Raw genomic sequence first — 16,860 nt, forward strand, 5'->3', positions numbered from 1 at the left:
AAAACTACTCCGTATAACTGATCGTAATGATATGACATTCTGGTCGTGCACCTAATCGTAATGGCAAGGTCGTTGTCCCGTATCCATTGCTAATCAGTTTCCCTCTTCCTCCAACCGATTCAAAAGAACCTTTTTCACTAATTCCAAATTTTCCTAGCCGTATTTGTCCGCCGTGTGTATGTCCTGCTAACATTAAAGTTGGATGATAGTAACGCTCCACCTCTTCCCAGACAACAGGCTGATGACTAACAAATAACACATTTTTATATTGCTCTATATTTTCTAATGCTTGCTCCACATCTAATTTCAAACAGGAAGGATCGTCTGTTCCACAAATTCCCCATGAAGAATGACTGTGAATGGGCATATTTTTATTTTCCAAAATAATACCATCGTGTTGTCCAATAATTTGTCTGATTGTCTCTTCTCCAACTTCCCGATCATTGTTTCCCCAGACATAAAAAACTTGACCGAGCTGACTCAGTTTTTGCACATTTCGATTAATCCGTGACAAAGGGACATTTTTTTCAGCTAAATCCCCACCGATGATCACTAAGTCGATATCTTTATCGATTTTCTTTAATAATTTCTCGTCAATTTTCCTTCTATGAATATCTGAAATGAAAAAGACTTTCAATTGTCTCCTAGTAGACGAAAGCGCCTCAACGATTAAATGATGTCGCATGACATTTCTTTCTTTCGCATTTAAAACCATTCGTAAGAAGATGGATGCGCATAGAAAGAATGTAGTCCCTACAATTTTCTTGAACGTAATATTCGCCACCTTTCATAAGAAATAGGCAAAGGTTTTCTTTGCCTATCTCTACATTATGATTCATTCTATGTTTACGGGATAATTAACTTTTGTCCGACGGAAATTTCATTGGTCGTTAAACTATTTGCTTGCATAATTTTATTCACACCGTCGCCAGACTTATAATAATTAACTGAGATTCTATACAATGTTTCCCCTGGTGCTACGACATGTGTGCGCGCTTGGGATTTCTGTTCATCAGTAGAATCGTTTTCTTTCGCTCTTTCTTCCGCTTGTGCTTGCTGCTTTTCTTTCTCGGCTTGCTGACGGGCTGCCTCTTCTTTTCTTTTTTCCTCTGCTTCCGCCTCAGCTTTTGCCCTTTCAGCTTCTTCTTTTGCCTTTTCTTCGGCCTCTATTTGCTCATTCGTTTTTTCATCTTTTTTATCATCTTCCGGTTCTTTTTCTTTATTCACCGTAGTGACACTATTTTCATCAGTTTTTTTACTCTTCTCGAATTGAAATTGAGATTCTTCCAATTTCGACGCGATATTATCATTTGGTGAGTTCCAACTAATTATGACAAAAGCAAGAATTCCGATTGGAATGAGTGTAAATAAAACGAGAAGCACATTAATTAATGAATAGCGAGAACGTTTTTTGGGCTTTCTTTTTTTACTATGTAAATCAACACGCGATAGTGGTTTTCCACTATCTGTTTCCCCGTCAAGTTTGATTTCTTTTCGTTGTTCTTCAAATTCCGTTCTATAGTCATCTTTTTTCACATTCAACTTCTCCTATCACAAGAATACTTGCCTATCCATTATGACGAATTTTGTCGTAAAAGTAAACGAACTTCCAATACCTAACCAAGAAGATTCGTTAGTCTTGTTGACCAATCGCCCCACCCTCTTTCGTCCTGTCGCGCATCCTTGCTGTAAAGCCAATCAACAGAAGTTGTATCACAGATCGAACAGCAAGTTTTAGGTTTCTTTTGTAAATCTTCTCCAAAATTCTGAAGAAGTTTAACACGGATACATGTCCGCGCCTGGATGAGGTCAACCATTTGTTGTAACTGCCGTTCCTTTTCCTGACTTTGTTTATTTATTTGTATGATTGTTTCCTCCACCGACATCCGTTCAAAATAATAAAGCAACATTCGTCTACCTGTTTCACTTAGCCTTGCCAACTCAGCCGCCTCGTGAACGGACTTTGTTTCGGCTAGACAATTAGCAAAATAACGAATCTCCCCTTCATCCGGATAGTCGTCATACATAATAAACCTCGTTTTCTGAATGTCCTCTATTGTATATAATAAAGATGCCGCTGAGCATTCCCCGTCCCTTCCCGCTCGCCCAACCTCTTGCATATAATTTGCGATGGTAGACGGGATATGTTCATGAATCACTTGTCTGACGTCATTTTTATGTATTCCCATCCCAAATGCATTCGTAGCACATATCCAATTCAAATCACCACTAATAAATTGCGCTTGGACAAAAGCACGATCCTCTTGTTCCATACCCGCATGATAAGAAGATACTCCTCCTATCAACTCATTTAATACTTGAGCCAATTCATCTGCTCTTTTTCTTGAACCTACATAAATAATACCCGGACCAGTCGTTTGTTCTACACGATCGATCAGCCAATCCGTTTTCGCCTGTTCTGATGTTAGTTCGTGTATTGTATAAGAAATATTCGGTCTATCTAGAGACTTTTTATGGAGTACAGGGTTTATTAAGTTTAAATAGTGCTGTATATCTTGAATCACTTTACGATCTGCAGTAGCTGTTAACGCAAGGACGGTTGGATTTTTTACCGCATGCAAAAACTCACTAACCCTTAAATAATCTGGCCTAAAATCAAATCCCCATTGTGAAATACAATGTGCTTCATCGACAACGATAAATGCGATTTTTAACTTTTTCATTTTATTTGCTACAGCTGGAACTGTTAGCATCTCTGGAGATATAAAAATAAATTTATACCATTCAAGTTGATTGATCATCCGACTGCGTTCTTGATAGGTGTGGAATGAATTAAGCGCAACAACCCGCTTTTCACCTTGTTGTTTCAAAATGGCGACTTGATCCTCCATTAGGGCAACGAGCGGTGAAATAATAACCACAGTTCCGTCCATTAAATATGCGGGCAATTGAAAGCAAAGTGACTTTCCACTTCCTGTTGGTAATATGGCGATTTGGTCATTTTTAGCAAGTACATCGCGGATCACTTCTTCTTGCCCAGGTCTGAACTGTTCAAAGCCGAACTTTTCTTTTAAGGTTGTATAGATGTCCACGCCGCCTCTCCTTTCATGCTTGCCCCTAAGATAAGACGCAATTGAAAATAAGTTAGTTGCGGAAAGACTTCCTTTAATAATCGGAGCCTTTTCGTCTCAAGTTCAATAGATTTCTTTTGCACTTTTAAGCTATCTTCAAACGATACGAATTGTTCTATCGGAAAATCATGATCATGAATTGCAATTTCGACAATATGGTCCTCAATCGTACTTAATTTTAATTGACGTGTCGCTGCAATTTCTTCTAATGACAATCCTTTATCAAATAGATTCTTCGTGATAGCTGAGGACTCTGTTAAGTGTGTAACGAGTTTAATATCCTTTGCAAGCTCCTTTAAAAAAGGCGTCGTCTTCTCTCTTTCAATCGTCTTTAATAATAAATGTAAACTTTCAATGTAATAGAGCTTGATTGATAAAGAAGGCATACGTAACTGATTCTCTAATTGTGCCCACGTCCATCCAGTATGCTGATAGCCCACTAGCCGGTGTGTGAAAATCACTTTTTGAATCTCTTCCATGCCACTTTCCTCAAAAGCAGTCTGTAACTCTGCTTTTAATTGACGCGAAAAGTTCGGTTCTTCAATTGGGTGCCCACTCAATACTTTCTTGACGAACTGTTGGATTTCTATTTCTCGTTGTGCTGGCATAAATCGTTTCTGTCCCACTCTAAAATGCGACAACGTCTGTACGACAAGAGATAGCCTAGCAAAAAACATTTCTTCCCGGCCCCGGTAATCCCAGCCGTTAAAGTGAAAGGCGCGTGAGGATTCCACTAACTTTCTTCCACTCTCTGTTACATGCAGAATTGACGAAGCATCTATCTCAATACAGTTTAATTGTACTAGTTCATTTATCGTCTCATTAAATAATTGTTGAGGGAGTTTAGGCAATAAACCGAAAAACATTTTCAAGTCATAATATTTTACATCCTGAATTGTTTGTCCTGATCGTTTTCCACGCAATAAATGAAGAGCAGCATTCGCTGTTTTCTCTCCATCTAATTTGCTAAATAGAACACAAAGTAACGTTGAAAGATTCATTATTATGTCCTCCTCACCCAAATTTGTAGTATTATGTTGAAAACTGTTAAAAACAGCATTAGAATAGAGGATGTACTGAAATGCTACGTTCGAAGAAAAGAGGGAAGACATACATGCCTAAGTATACAATCGTCGACCAAGATACGTGCATCGCGTGTGGAGCTTGTGGGGCTGCTGCTCCTGACATATATGATTACGATGATGACGGAATTGCTTTTGTTATTCTTGATGATAACACGGGTACCGTACAAGTTCCAGAAGAACTACTAGAGGACATGGAGGACGGCTTTGAAGGTTGTCCAACTGATTCTATTAAAGTTGCAGATGCACCGTTTGACGGGGACGCTTTAAAATATGAAGACTAAAAAAATGCTGCGCTAGATCTTCTAGCACAGCATTTTTATATTTCGTTTCATTCAGCCAGCAACTTTGCACGTTGTTGACTAATCCAATTTTTCATTCGACTATATAGCATAATCGAAACAATTGTCAGGATAACACCTTTCAATATATTAAATGGAAGGATGCCAAGGACAATCATTTTATATAATGCATCGCCTGTTACAGGCGTCATATTTAAGAAGTAAGTATACATCGGTAAGAAGATAAAGTAGTTTAATAAACTCATCCCAATTGCCATCGAAACAGTTCCGGCAATAAATCCACCTAGTAAACCTTTCGTACTTTTAAACTTTGTAAAGATGTAATAGATTGGCAAGATAAATAGTAATCCTGTAGCGAAGTTGGCAATCTCACCAACCGGTACGCCTGTAGGGCTCCCACTTAAAAACCAATGTAATATGTTTTTAATTAACTCAACCGCGATGCCTGCAATAGGTCCCATCGTCATAATCGCAATAACTGCCGGAACTTCTCCAAAGTCAAACTTTAAAAATGCAGGTAGCGCTGGTAACGGAAAATTAAATTGCATTAATACTGTAGCAATACTTCCTAACATGGCGACAAGCACCATCTTACGTAACTTTTTACTATTCATGTTCCTCTCTCCTTGTCCGATTCACTTCCAAGAGGAAAGGGCATTCGTCTTTGTTTATTTATGTCCACAACATCATCATTGATTCTTATTTGAACTTACATAACTCAGTGTAATCTGTTATCAAGCATCAAAAGATACCAATTCTACATAAAAAACCCCTAAAGCAAATAGACTTTAGGGAGTTGTAGGTACACAAATAAACGTTCGATTAAACTCGTACAATGACTTCGTTAATCGGAACTTTCATAGGATAAGTTATTTTTATCCGCATGAAATAAGCGTTCACATTATGTTTTTTATACATAATGATAGACGGCTGCACCTTCACCTTCTCCCATCCAGACTATACTGTCGGCTCTAGAATCTCACTAGAATCAGCTATATTATACTATAGCTCGCGGGCTCAGAAGAAAATCTTCTATTACCGCCGGTCGGGAATTACACCCTGCCCCGAAGATGAATCAATATTAAATTTTCTTACATCTCTATAATACAATAGAAACAGGACTTTGTAAACTAGATAGTTTACAAAGTCCTGTTTATTCCGTTATGAAGTCTACTGGATTACTAGCGACTGGTCGTGGTAGCGCTTCGGATAAATCGTATTTCCCAAAATTTTCTTGCATGACATTCTCTAGTTTTATCGCTAATTGAAATTGTTCAGCCGTTAGCATGAATCCCTCAATCATTAAGCGAGCCTCGTCATCATTCATTTGCGATAAATCAAGAAGGTCTTTGAATTGGATAAATACGGTATCTTCTACTACCTGAACATCATAATGAACCGATTCAGGAACTAAACTTTCAAAGTCATCACTGAATTGCTTTTTCATATTTAAGAGTGCTTCCTCTACAGTTTCTGCAAACTCCCCGGCGTCTTGGGGGACGATATATGTTTGTCCAGACGGTAACGTGTATTTGTAATAGGAAGCTGCATGTCGATCATGATTTATTTGAATCGCATCCATTGTTCCTACTTGACTAAATTCGATTGCATCTCCATTTTCCTGAACGGGTAAAACTTTCGAGAAATCGTTGAATGTCGACCTAATAGTCCCTTCGTATACTTGAATGGATGCGGAAGACCTATCATAGGAATGGTTACTTGGAAGTTTGTGACGGACCATGCCTTCTTCAGCAATTATTTCTCCTTCAAAAGGGTGATATGCGTCAAAACCCAAAGCTTCCTCACGTAGTTGTCCAGCGTATTTTTGATAGAGTTCTACACTGTTTGGATTTTCTTTTTGAAAATCAACTTGAATTGTTTCCGAAGGGATAAGAAATGTAACAGGAATCACGTGTGCACGAGATACGAGACCTATTTGAAAAGGGATATATCCGTCTAGCTCATCCGCTAATAAAAGATGACTACTTTTATCCGCCTGAAATAATGCAGCCTCTTCTATGCTCTTCTCTACTTCCGCTAGTTCATCTGCTGATTCGTCCATTTGCATAAATGTAGATTCTGAAACCTGATCCGACTGATGTTGACTATCCTTTAGCATTGACGGAGTTAATATGCCTAAAAGCAGAACTGCTGCTATCGTTACTGCGATGGGCATCCATTTCCATGACTTTCGCTCAATCGGCTGTTGATCTTGTAATCGTTTGTCATTTTTCAGACGTGTATATACTTCGTCTATAGAACGATTGTCTTTAGGATTAGGCACTTGACTAAGCATCTTTTCAATCTTTTCTTCGGACCACTTCTCTTTATCCATCTTCTTTCCCCCCTTCTTGCGGAAGAGCCGTTAACTTCTTTTGCAGTGCTTTAATGGCGCGGTGCTGAGTTGTTTTTACTTTTGCTTCAGACCACCCTAATATTTCTGCGGCTTCTGAAATCGATAAATCATGTAAGTAGCGCATATGAATGACAAGCTTTTGATCGCCTGTGCAAGTTTCAAGTGCATTGAAAAGTTCTTGCATTTGTTCACTCATCACGACAAAATCATCTGGTATAGGTCGAGGACTGGCAAGTTCACTCTTCTCCCAATCAAAACGGTCATAATCGTGTTTCTTTCTAACTGTTTGTTTTCTAAAGTGATCTATGGCTACGTTTTTTGCGATTGAAAATAACCAAGTCTTTTCCGTGCTTTCTCCTTTGAACCCTTGATAAGCCCTTAAGACCCGTACATAAACTTCATGTACAAGGTCTTCTGCTTGCTCCCGGCTTCTCGTTAAATAGATTAGAAACTTGAACAGATCCTGATGATATTCTTCATATAACCGATGAAATACGGAGTCGTCCATAAAATCCCCCCGTTCAATGTATTAGTCGTTCTACCTCATCATTCGTTACATTTTTTTATTGGAAGGGTAACAGACATAATCGTCCCATTTACTTCTCCCCTAGATGCTGTAATCATTCCATGGTGTGCATCAATAATATTTTTCGCAATGGAAAGACCTAATCCTGTACCGCCTTTCACACGTGTTCTTGCTTTATCAGCTTTGTAAAACCTTTCGAAAATAAACTGTAAGTCCTCTTCTGGAATCCCATCCCCCGTGTCAGAAACCGTCATTTGACAAGTATCGCCGTATATATTAACCGTCAATCGTACATCGCCATTTTCAGGTGTATGACGTATTGCATTATCAATTAAATTTGTAAATACTTGTTCGATTCGGTCTTCATCTATGTCCAAAATTATTTTTTCATCGGGATGTTGAAATGAAAGATTAACATTTGCTTCACGTGCTACTTGACTAAACTTATGGACAATTCTACCTAAAAATGGAAGAACAGATACTTCCTCTTTATACAGTGTCATATGGCCTGACTCCATTCTTGCAAGGTCGAGTAAATCAGTTACAAGACGTCCCATTCGAAGCGATTCTTCGTGAATTACTTGAATGATTTCATCTTTCTCCTCGTCACTTTCTGTCACACCATCAAGTATCGCTTCACTATACCCTTGTAACATCGATATAGGTGTCCTTAATTCGTGAGATACGTTTGCGATAAAATCAGAACGGAGTTTATCTAATTGATGCTGTGCAGTCATATCTCGAAGCACCGCTACAGCTCCACGTATACTGCGGCCACTATAAAGCGGACTAATAGAGACCGTATAAAACTTTCCATTTAAAGGGAGTTCATCTTCTACTTCCTCTGAAAAATTTATAGAGTGTTCCAGCATATGTAACAACTCTGGTGGTAAAGAGTCATCCGATGAACCTTTCGCGAAATACCAATTTTGCAAAATCTTCTCTGCCTCTGGATTACTTAATAAGATCGTGCCATCACTGTTAAAAGTTATGACCGCATCTGCCATCGAAGTTAAAATACTATAAAGTTGTTCTTTTTCTTGGCTAATCAGCTCAACATGATATTTTAATTGTCTCCCCATTTGATTGAAGGCAGTTGCTAATTGACCAATTTCGTCACTTTGCAACGATGGTAATCGCGTATCGAAGTTCCCTTTAGATAATTCATTTGCTGCTTGTCGCATTTTTCTTAAGGGCAAAGTAATTCGGGTAGATAAGAAAAAAGCGAAGATGGTCGTTAAAATGAATGCTATAAATGCAGAAAGAAATACGATATTTGTTGTTTTCTTCGTAGTCGCTTGAATCGCTTCTAAACTTTGATAAATATAGACCGTTCCAGTTGCTCCAGCTTCTGTAGTAAATGGGTCAGCCAAAACGATATATTGTTCCATCATCCCTTCTTCGGTAATTGAAGGCATCATAATCTCTTTTGTCACACCATTATTCAACTTATTATCGGAGGAAAATGCGGGGGTTGAAAGGATTTTTCTTTCGATTCTACTTTTATTAAGTCCAATATGATAAGAGTGCGTAACCAATCCCTTTTCATCCGTAATAAATGCATTTGTTTCATCGTCCAATACGTCATGAATAATGATCGGCATTAACGGCTGACCTTTATGCTCCAACACGACATTTGCAATCATTTTTGCTTCCCGTCGTAGTGAATCCTCGGCCTGTTCCCGATGGAAATTCCCTAAAAACTCAAGTAATAACGCAGTTACAATAAACAATATAAAAGTAACGAGAAGCAATATGGTTGCCCATAGCTTCCCGACGATTGAATTCCATATTCTATTCATTCTAAAGCCTCGAACTTATATCCGACGCCCCAAACTGTGACAATCATTTTAGCAGAACTTTCGGAAACGCGACTTAACTTTTCGCGTAAGCGCTTTATGTGTGTATCTACTGTACGCAAATCACCGAAAAACTCATAATGCCATACTTCTTTCAATAATTGTTCTCTGTCAAAAACCTTATCTGGAGATTTCGCTAAAAAGTATAGAAGTTCGTATTCCTTTGGTGTTAAATTAACCTCTTGTCCTTCTGCAGTAACGCGATGTGCATCATGGTCGATGGTTAAATTAGGAAACACAACAAGGTCTTTCGAAGTTGAAGCTGAACTACTAGGAAAGGTTGCAGACCTTCTTAAAATTGCTTTAATCCGCAAGACTACTTCACGTGGACTAAAAGGTTTCACAATATAATCATCCGCACCAGTTTCAAATCCGGTTACTCGGTCCGACTCTTCACCTTTTGCAGTTAGCATAATGACAGGTGTCATGTTCCCTTGATCTCTTAATGTAGACAACACTTCAAGTCCGTCTTTCTCCGGCATCATCTGGTCTAATAAAATACAATTATATTCATTAGTAGTTGCTTTTTCTAATGCTTCAGCACCGTCTGCGGCTTCATCTACTTCATAGCCCTCACGGTTTAAATACATATTTAATAAACGACGAATGCGATCCTCGTCATCTACAACCAAAACTGATACTTTTTCTTCCATTATGAATAGCCCCTTTCAACAAACTCTCACTCTATATTGTACAAGTGTTTCTGTTTAAAAGAAATAAAAAGACTATACGGTTGAAGGTTCAACCCGTACAGTCTTGTTCTTTATGCGTATGAATGAAGTCCTGCGAGAATCATATTCACTGCAATAAAGTTAAACATGATCAGAATGAATCCTATAACCATAAGCCAAGCAGACTTTTTCCCTTCCCATCCACGCGATAGACGTAAATGTAAGAATGCTGCATAGAAAAGCCACGTAATGAGTGCCCAAACTTCTTTCGGGTCCCATCCCCAAAACCTTGACCATGCCTCATGTGCCCAAATCATCGCAAAGATTAAGCCACCTAATGTAAACACTGGGAAACCGATAAGAACAGCCCGGTAACCAATCTCGTCCATTAGTTGCGTATTGGCTTTCTTCGACAATGGTTGAAGCACCGCAGCAAGAGGTCTTCTAACTATGAGTCTTAATAGAATATACAACACGGTTCCTACGAAAAATGACCATGTCGTTGTCGTTAACTTTTTTGCATCGATAATTGCAGGGGTTTCAGCCCAAGGTTGCATTGTTCCTTCCGTTAACGCTTCGTACTGATGCATGCCAAAGAGAGGCGGCATGTGATAGGTAACTTGTTCAATTTGTTCATTTTTATTAACAAACGTGAACTGTGCTTCATAGTCAGCGACTCTAAATCCTGTTGTCGCAATGATAAAACCTACACATAACACTAATGTATAGACGATAACCTCTAACCAAAACCTTTCGTTTGAAGGCTTTTTCACATCTACTTTTTTCAAAAGTAATACAAATCCTGCAACTGCAGAGATAGCTAGAATTGCTTCTCCTAAAATCGTTGTAATCACGTGTACTGCTAACCATTTACTTTTTAATGCAGGGATTAACGGTGTTACTTCCGTTGGGAACATAGTTGCGTAGCCAATAATAATAATGGCAGTTGGTAAAGCAAAAAGTCCTAATGAAGGTGTTTTATAAAGATAATAGAGTAAAATGAACGCTGCAACGAGCATCATCCCTAATGCCGTAACAGCTTCAAACATATTACTGACAGGTGCATGTCCTGACGCCATCCATCTTGTAATAAAGTAACCTACATGTGTTAAAAAACCGATAATCGTAATAATTATGCCAATTGTTCCAGATCGGCTGTTCCCATAAGATGCTTGGGATTTAGCGCCTCGTACCGCACCACCGAAGAATAGTGTTGCAATCAGATAAGCAAAAAATGAAATCAATAATAAATTTGAACTTAAAGATGCGAGTTCCATTATTTAAAGTCCCCTTCCTCATCTTCCAAAACAGACTCTGTGTCTTCACGGTCTTCATATTTTGGCAAGTCCGCATATTCTTTCACTTGAGCCATTTCTTTCTTTAAGGAGAACCAGTTTTTATTCGTGTGGCTGGCTATGAACATCTCATTATTTTCTCCTTTTTGAATCCAAATTCGGCGGTGATTCCAATAGGAACCTTGCGCTACACCAATCATAAAAATAATTCCACCGAGGAGTAATAGATATAAGGTTTTATCTTTACGTATTGTAAGGCCTGAAATATTACGTGTTTCAGCACTTAAAAAGTTCACCTTATAATCATTTTCTTCCGCTTCTACTGTTTGACGGATCGCAACAAAACTGATTTCTCCTTTTGGCTTTTCGGGTGTAATCATTTTAAAGAAGAATGCAGGGTTGTTCGGTAATGGGGTTTTAGACGTCGGTTCACCATCTACGAACCCATCATAATCAGGATAGTAGTCTCTAAGTTCGACAGACGCGCCATTGCCTAAATCATATATTCGATCTGGATTCACTAAATCTACCGTAAACTCTCCGAGTGACTTTTCCGACGACTTTTCCGTCAATTGGAATGTCATCGATTTCAGTTCATCTGTCCGATAATCCATTTGGAAAATACTATAGCCATCGAAAGTTAATGGTTTATTCACGACAATTGGATACTCTTTTACTAGAGATATATTGTCAGATTGTCCAGGGAGGCCGCCTTCCTCTTGCTTATACAAGGCAATATCCGTTTGGAATTCTTTCACAATCGTACCGTTACGCTCTAATGCCGTCTCAAAAACTGCATTGTCTTCTTCTGAATAAGTTTCAAGTGTAAACCCTTTATTTTCAATAAAGTACCCCGGAGCTCCAGGAACTTCAAGCTTTTCTCCTTCTCTTAACCACAATGTTTCATCCACGTAAAACCCTGGAATCCCACGTAGTAAGACCGCCCCTAAAAAGATCAGGAGCCCTGTATGGTTGACGTACGGTCCCCATCTAGAAAATCGATTTTTCTCGGCTAGAATGGCACCGTTTTCAACTTTAACTTGATAGCGTAATTGCTTTAGTTTTTCTTCCGCTTTCGTTAAAGACTCATCTGCATTTTCCACCGTTCCATGCCCGTAGACACGCTGGCGCTTCAAAAAAGAAGTATGTCGTTTCGTTCGTTGTTGTTTTAAAGATTTATACAATGGAATCACTCTATCTATACTCGCAATAAGAATAGACGTACCGAGCATTCCAACTAGCGTAATAAACCACCAACTATTATACATATCATGGAAACCTAGTTTATAATAAACAACACCAGAAACGCCATATAAACGTTCATAATATGCAGCAAGCTCTGCTTCAGTGTTTGCTGGAACATATAATTTTTGCGGGAAAATTGTACCAATTGCCGATGTCACTAAAACAGCGATAATAATACTAATCCCAATTTTTACACTTGAAAAGAAGTTCCATATTTTATCAACAATCGTTCTTTTATACGTTTGCGATCTACGTGCGGATCCTTCGTAACGCATATCTACTGTCTTACTATTTTTCGCTTCTTCCGTTTGTGGCCTACCGCATTGCTCACAAAGCACCGTGCCGAAAGGATTTTCATGACCGCACTGGCATTTGATTTTGCTCATTTTGTATAGCTCCTTATTCTGGTTGAATGCTTTCCATCGCTTGACGAATTTCCTCTTCATCCAAACCGGTTGTAATGATATCTTCAATAACACCGTCTTTATTGATGAGTATTGTCGTTGGTAGTGGAATAACGTTATAAGCACGTCTTACACTTTCATCTTTGTCTTGTGCGATGGGGAACGTCAACCCATATTGGTCTCTAAACGTTTCAGCTTTCAATCTTGTATCTTTAATATTAATGGCAAGTATGTGAACACCTTTGTCCTCAAATTCCTTTGACTGATTCTCCATGAAAGGCATTTCCTCTTTACATGGAGGGCACCAAGAACCCCAGAAATTCAGAAAAACACCTTCTCCTTCATATTCCGAAAGTTTATGTATATTTCCCTCAAGGTCAACTAATTCAAAGTCAGGTGCCTTGTCACCTACCGCTAATACTTTTTCGGTATCCTTAGATACGATTGCAAAAATGACAGCTCCTAATAATAAGAATAGGACAACCGTTCGAATTACAAGACGGACCTTCCTCTTCTTTGCGAACTGTTCCGCTTTAGACATTCTCATGCCCCCTAACATAGTTAATACAATTTAATTATAACAAAGGATAACCGCGATTATCTTTCGAGAAATGAAATAACTGTGAACTCGTTCCACTTAGGCCAAATCATAAAACGAATTCGACTTAAATACAAAGAAGCGCGGACCTACAGGATATAGATTTCCCCGTAGGCCGCAACGCCCTTAAAAGCTCTTGTTTTACTGAACTACGGTGCCTTACCCAATTTTCCCAGTTTCCGCTAAGACACGTAATTGTTTGACTTCATGAATCGTTAATGGTCGTGAATCGCCTGCGTTTAAGCCGCGTGCTGTGACGATTCCAAACTCTTCACGTCTCAAACTATCTACAGGACAGCCAATCGCATCGAACATACGTCGCACTTGACGGTTACGACCTTCATGAATTGTAATTTCAACAATCGCCGTATTTGACTTTCTATCATTCGATTGCACTTTAACGCGTGCTGGTGCAGTTAAGCCGTCTTCTAACTCAATTCCTCGTTCTAGTTTTTTTAAATCCTCGCGTCGTGGAATACCTTTTACCTTTGCAATATACGTTTTCTTAATCTCAAACTTCGGATGTGTCATTAAATAAGAAAATTCGCCGTCATTCGTCATAATAATGACACCGGATGTATCATAGTCAAGCCGGCCGACGGGAAAAATACGTTCTTCAATTTCTGGGAAAAAGTCGACAACAGTCTTCCTGCCTTTCTCATCATTCGCAGTAGATATGACGCCCCTAGGTTTATATAAAAGATAATAAACATGTGGTTCTTTCACAATTGGAACACCTTCTACTTCTACGTTGTCTGTCTGCGATACACGTGTCCCAAGTTCTTTTACAATAACACCATTTACTTTTACTTTTCCTGCGAGAATGAGTTCTTCTGATTTCCTTCTAGAAGCAACCCCCGCTTGAGCCATCACTTTTTGTAATCTTTCCATGTCGTCACCCCGTCTATATACTAGTGAAAATTATGTCACATTTTGAAGCAAATTAAAAGAAGACTGTCCTATATTAAGACAGTCTTCTCAATATCGCCACATTTTCTACTTAATTTGATGCGTTAACTTGATCTTTATTCGAACAAAACAACGTTACATTAAATTAACGTGAAAGTAAAATTTCAGTACTTAGGACTGGCTCTCGTTCAAAGTAAACCGTCCATTGGCCAATGCTTTGTTTTTCTTCTCCACGAGGAATTTGGAGAATATGCGAGATTTCTTTGGCCTCACCTTTTTTCAACAGCATTTGAATTGGCTTTTTTAATTCTCCCTCGATTCCAGGCAATATGGCGTAAGTCCCTTTTTTTGAGATCGTTTCAACACGATAAGTTGAAAAAGCTTTTTCAGCTAATGATAAATGCGTATTCCAGTCGTTGCCATCATTTAATGTTACGACGATGACTCTCTTATTGTCTTTCTCAAAATAAGTGACAAGTGTACGACCCGCTGCTTTTGTAAACCCCGTTTTCCCCGCAATTGCAGTCTCAGTTGACCGAACGAGTCGATGCTTATTTGCCCAACTATATGTCGTCTCGCCAATTTTAAACGTATACATAGGCGTTGATGCAATTTCTTTAAACTTTTCATTTTGCATGGCATAGCGCATCATTAATGCTGTTTCATAAGCTGTAGATAAATGCCTATCGTCATGCAAGCCAGATGGATTTGTAAAATAAGTATCATTTAATCCGTAATACAATGCCTTTTCATTCATCAAATCGACAAAACCTTCTAATGAGCCGCCCCCATATTCCGCGAGTGCATACGCGGCGTCATTTCCTGAACGAAGCATGAGTCCGTATAAAAGACTTTCAACATCAACTTTCGTACCGTGTTCCAAGTAAATCGATGATCCTTCTGCAGATGCAGCGGCTGATGAAATTGTCGTTTCCCCAAGTGGAACACCGCTTTCCAACAAAGTAAAAGCAGTCCAAACTTTAGTTAAGCTTGCAATCGGCAGTTGGAGATTTTCATTGGAACCCATTAATAATCTCCCTGTATCTGCGTCAATTACCGCCCAAGAAGACCCTGCCTTCACCGTTTTACCACCGAATAGAACAAACAATGAAACTAATAAGACAAGAATACTTGCCCGCTTCAAGTATCATTTCCTCCTCCGTCATTGTCGATTTCAAATGCTTCTTGAAATTGTGTCATGAATAAATCATTACTTTCTACCTCGTCATCTTCTTCTAACTTAAGCGGAGGTAAATCTGCAATAGATTTGAGACCAAATCGATCAAGGAATAAATCTGTTGTGCCATATAAAATCGCACGCCCAGTTCCTTCCGATCGACCTTTCTCCATAATAAATCCTCTTGAAATTAGTGTATGTAATGGCCCCTCACTTTTAACACCTCGAAGATCATCTATTTCTACTCGCGTCACAGGTTGTTTATACGCAATAATGGCCAGCACCTCAAGCGAAGCCTTTGTAATTGTTTGGGGAGAAGGATTTTCCAGTAACCTTTTAATATCCTCAGCAAACTCTGCCTTTGTCACGAGGCGATACGCTCCACCGTAATGCTTTAATGTGATTCCTCTATATATTTCTTCTTCGTAAGTATCTAGTAAATCTTGAAGCGCTTGAAGCACTGTTGCTTCATCTTCAGCAGTTAATGCGGTGAGTTGTTTCAATGTCAGTCCCTCATCACCTGCAATAAATAAAAAACTTTCAATCATTCCTAATAACCTTTTATTCATGCACAACACTTTCGCCTTCTTTCAAATACGATACCGTCAAATTTTCAAAATTATCGTTTTGGATAACAATAATATCCCCCCGTAACATTAATTCCAATAATGACATGAATGTAATCACAAGCTCCCCCGTATCTCTACTTTCTAATAGCGCATAAAAATCACAACTACCACCGCTTTTGACGAGCTTCTCCATGATGTTATCCATCTTCTCACCAACAGACTGCTCTGTTTTTGTTATACTAGCGGTAAGAGGCGCACGAAGTCGATTCCGGTCCATCATTTTTTGAAATGCACCGATGAGGTCATAAACATTTAAACTTTCTTCTTGACCGACAGAAACAACCTCGCCATATTGCGCGATGTCTTCTGGCGGCTTTGTGAAATATTCAGCTCGGTCGTCCGCAGAATCTTTTAAGCTTTCGGCAGCTTCTTTATACTTGCGGTATTCAATTAAACGTGCGACAAGTTCATCACGTGGATCTTCCTCTAATTCAAAGTTGTCCTCATCACCAAACGCTTCATCTTCATGTATAGGAAGGAGCATTTTACTTTTAATTTCTATTAAAGTTGCTGCCAATACGAGATACTCACTTAATTCGTCAAGCTGTAATACGCGCATTGCATGCAAATGTTCGATATACTGTTCTGTTAACTCCGCCATTGGAATATCATAAATATCGATTTCCAATCGGTTAATTAAATGGAGCAATAAATCTAAAGGTCCTTCAAATACTTCTAGTCGAACTTTATAGGACATGTCGTACCACCTACCCAT

At 38.9% G+C, this 16,860-nt stretch carries 17 protein-coding genes and 1 riboswitch; of the genes, 1 reads left to right on the top strand and 16 read right to left on the bottom strand.

The features are described 5' to 3' along the window. Positions 1–4 precede the first annotated feature (4 nt). The 4 genes from AB1H92_RS08765 to AB1H92_RS08780 form a co-directional block, all read right to left on the bottom strand. The gene (locus AB1H92_RS08765; RefSeq protein ID WP_166739512.1) at positions 5–685 is read right to left on the bottom strand and encodes a metallophosphoesterase; all 681 of its coding nucleotides are present in this window, start codon (positions 683–685) and stop codon (positions 5–7) included. Between the two features lie 161 nt (positions 686–846). After that, positions 847–1,536 (bottom strand): LysM peptidoglycan-binding domain-containing protein, encoded by a 690-nt coding sequence (locus tag AB1H92_RS08770; RefSeq protein WP_166739513.1) that lies wholly within the window; start codon positions 1,534–1,536, stop codon positions 847–849. Between the two features lie 80 nt (positions 1,537–1,616). After that, positions 1,617–3,053: an ATP-dependent DNA helicase RecQ gene (locus AB1H92_RS08775; RefSeq protein ID WP_115360648.1), complete on the bottom strand. Its 1,437-nt coding sequence runs from the start codon at positions 3,051–3,053 to the stop codon at positions 1,617–1,619. After that, positions 3,032–4,093 (bottom strand): helix-turn-helix domain-containing protein, encoded by a 1,062-nt coding sequence (locus tag AB1H92_RS08780; RefSeq protein ID WP_166739514.1) that lies wholly within the window; start codon positions 4,091–4,093, stop codon positions 3,032–3,034. The genes AB1H92_RS08775 and AB1H92_RS08780 overlap by 22 nt, the downstream gene beginning before the upstream one ends. Before the next feature lie 113 nt (positions 4,094–4,206). On the opposite strand from AB1H92_RS08780, the gene AB1H92_RS08785 reads away from it, so the two are divergent. Further along, positions 4,207–4,458, top strand: coding sequence for a ferredoxin (locus AB1H92_RS08785; protein ID WP_075529354.1), 252 nt, complete (start codon positions 4,207–4,209; stop codon positions 4,456–4,458). Between the two features lie 47 nt (positions 4,459–4,505). On the opposite strand, the gene AB1H92_RS08790 is transcribed toward AB1H92_RS08785, so the two are convergent. The 12 genes from AB1H92_RS08790 to AB1H92_RS08845 form a co-directional block, all read right to left on the bottom strand. Further along, positions 4,506–5,090: an ECF transporter S component gene (locus AB1H92_RS08790; RefSeq protein WP_115360646.1), complete on the bottom strand. Its 585-nt coding sequence runs from the start codon at positions 5,088–5,090 to the stop codon at positions 4,506–4,508. Between the two features lie 322 nt (positions 5,091–5,412). Beyond that, positions 5,413–5,552, bottom strand: a riboswitch (FMN riboswitch). A 77-nt stretch (positions 5,553–5,629) separates the two neighbouring features. Then, a complete protein-coding gene (locus tag AB1H92_RS08795; protein ID WP_115360645.1) occupies positions 5,630–6,811 on the bottom strand; it encodes a hypothetical protein in 1,182 nt (393 codons plus the stop codon). Continuing rightward, entirely contained in the window at positions 6,804–7,340 is a 537-nt protein-coding gene (gene sigX, locus AB1H92_RS08800; RefSeq protein ID WP_115360644.1) for an RNA polymerase sigma factor SigX, read from the bottom strand. The genes AB1H92_RS08795 and sigX overlap by 8 nt, the downstream gene beginning before the upstream one ends. Before the next feature lie 38 nt (positions 7,341–7,378). Continuing rightward, complete coding sequence (locus tag AB1H92_RS08805) at positions 7,379–9,160, bottom strand: ATP-binding protein (RefSeq protein WP_115360643.1); 1,782 nt, start codon at positions 9,158–9,160, stop codon at positions 7,379–7,381. Then, a complete protein-coding gene (locus tag AB1H92_RS08810; protein ID WP_075528237.1) occupies positions 9,157–9,870 on the bottom strand; it encodes a response regulator transcription factor in 714 nt (237 codons plus the stop codon). Before AB1H92_RS08810 ends, AB1H92_RS08805 begins: the two co-directional genes overlap by 4 nt. Before the next feature lie 110 nt (positions 9,871–9,980). Beyond that, the gene (ccsB, locus tag AB1H92_RS08815; RefSeq protein WP_115360642.1) at positions 9,981–11,165 is read right to left on the bottom strand and encodes a c-type cytochrome biogenesis protein CcsB; all 1,185 of its coding nucleotides are present in this window, start codon (positions 11,163–11,165) and stop codon (positions 9,981–9,983) included. After that, on the bottom strand, positions 11,165–12,814 hold the full coding sequence (locus AB1H92_RS08820) for a cytochrome c biogenesis protein ResB (RefSeq protein ID WP_115360641.1): 1,650 nt from the start codon (positions 12,812–12,814) through the stop codon (positions 11,165–11,167). Before AB1H92_RS08820 ends, ccsB begins: the two co-directional genes overlap by 1 nt. A gap of 13 nt (positions 12,815–12,827) precedes the next feature. Next, positions 12,828–13,373 carry a thiol-disulfide oxidoreductase ResA gene (gene resA, locus AB1H92_RS08825; protein ID WP_115360640.1) on the bottom strand — a complete coding sequence of 182 codons (546 nt, stop codon included), beginning with the start codon at positions 13,371–13,373 and terminating at the stop codon, positions 12,828–12,830. A gap of 216 nt (positions 13,374–13,589) precedes the next feature. Further along, positions 13,590–14,321, bottom strand: a complete 732-nt coding sequence (locus AB1H92_RS08830; protein WP_115360639.1) for a pseudouridine synthase — start codon at positions 14,319–14,321, stop codon at positions 13,590–13,592. 163 nt (positions 14,322–14,484) lie between these two features. Then, positions 14,485–15,483: a D-alanyl-D-alanine carboxypeptidase family protein gene (locus AB1H92_RS08835; RefSeq protein ID WP_115360638.1), complete on the bottom strand. Its 999-nt coding sequence runs from the start codon at positions 15,481–15,483 to the stop codon at positions 14,485–14,487. Beyond that, positions 15,480–16,085: an SMC-Scp complex subunit ScpB gene (gene scpB, locus AB1H92_RS08840; protein ID WP_115360637.1), complete on the bottom strand. Its 606-nt coding sequence runs from the start codon at positions 16,083–16,085 to the stop codon at positions 15,480–15,482. Before scpB ends, AB1H92_RS08835 begins: the two co-directional genes overlap by 4 nt. Beyond that, positions 16,078–16,842, bottom strand: coding sequence for a segregation/condensation protein A (locus tag AB1H92_RS08845; protein ID WP_115360636.1), 765 nt, complete (start codon positions 16,840–16,842; stop codon positions 16,078–16,080). Before AB1H92_RS08845 ends, scpB begins: the two co-directional genes overlap by 8 nt. Between the last annotated feature and the right edge of the window lie 18 nt (positions 16,843–16,860).

This window comes from Sporosarcina pasteurii (assembly GCF_041295575.1).
GTDB lineage: Bacteria > Bacillota > Bacilli > Bacillales_A > Planococcaceae > Sporosarcina > Sporosarcina pasteurii.

Bases quoted from the DNA above. Each gene is read 5' to 3' on its own strand.
- AB1H92_RS08780 (WP_166739514.1), bottom strand. From the start codon at position 4,093: ATGAATCTTTCAACGTTACTTTGTGTTCTATTTAGCAAATTAGATGGA.
- AB1H92_RS08820 (WP_115360641.1), bottom strand. From the start codon at position 12,814: ATGAGCAAAATCAAATGCCAGTGCGGTCATGAAAATCCTTTCGGCACG.
- AB1H92_RS08830 (WP_115360639.1), bottom strand. From the start codon at position 14,321: ATGGAAAGATTACAAAAAGTGATGGCTCAAGCGGGGGTTGCTTCTAGA.
- resA (WP_115360640.1), bottom strand. From the start codon at position 13,373: ATGTCTAAAGCGGAACAGTTCGCAAAGAAGAGGAAGGTCCGTCTTGTA.
- AB1H92_RS08785 (WP_075529354.1), top strand. From the start codon at position 4,207: ATGCCTAAGTATACAATCGTCGACCAAGATACGTGCATCGCGTGTGGA.
- sigX (WP_115360644.1), bottom strand. From the start codon at position 7,340: ATGGACGACTCCGTATTTCATCGGTTATATGAAGAATATCATCAGGAT.
- AB1H92_RS08795 (WP_115360645.1), bottom strand. From the start codon at position 6,811: ATGGATAAAGAGAAGTGGTCCGAAGAAAAGATTGAAAAGATGCTTAGT.
- AB1H92_RS08765 (WP_166739512.1), bottom strand. From the start codon at position 685: ATGCGACATCATTTAATCGTTGAGGCGCTTTCGTCTACTAGGAGACAA.
- AB1H92_RS08845 (WP_115360636.1), bottom strand. From the start codon at position 16,842: ATGTCCTATAAAGTTCGACTAGAAGTATTTGAAGGACCTTTAGATTTA.
- scpB (WP_115360637.1), bottom strand. From the start codon at position 16,085: ATGAATAAAAGGTTATTAGGAATGATTGAAAGTTTTTTATTTATTGCA.
- AB1H92_RS08810 (WP_075528237.1), bottom strand. From the start codon at position 9,870: ATGGAAGAAAAAGTATCAGTTTTGGTTGTAGATGACGAGGATCGCATT.
- ccsB (WP_115360642.1), bottom strand. From the start codon at position 11,165: ATGGAACTCGCATCTTTAAGTTCAAATTTATTATTGATTTCATTTTTT.
- AB1H92_RS08805 (WP_115360643.1), bottom strand. From the start codon at position 9,160: ATGAATAGAATATGGAATTCAATCGTCGGGAAGCTATGGGCAACCATA.
- AB1H92_RS08790 (WP_115360646.1), bottom strand. From the start codon at position 5,090: ATGAATAGTAAAAAGTTACGTAAGATGGTGCTTGTCGCCATGTTAGGA.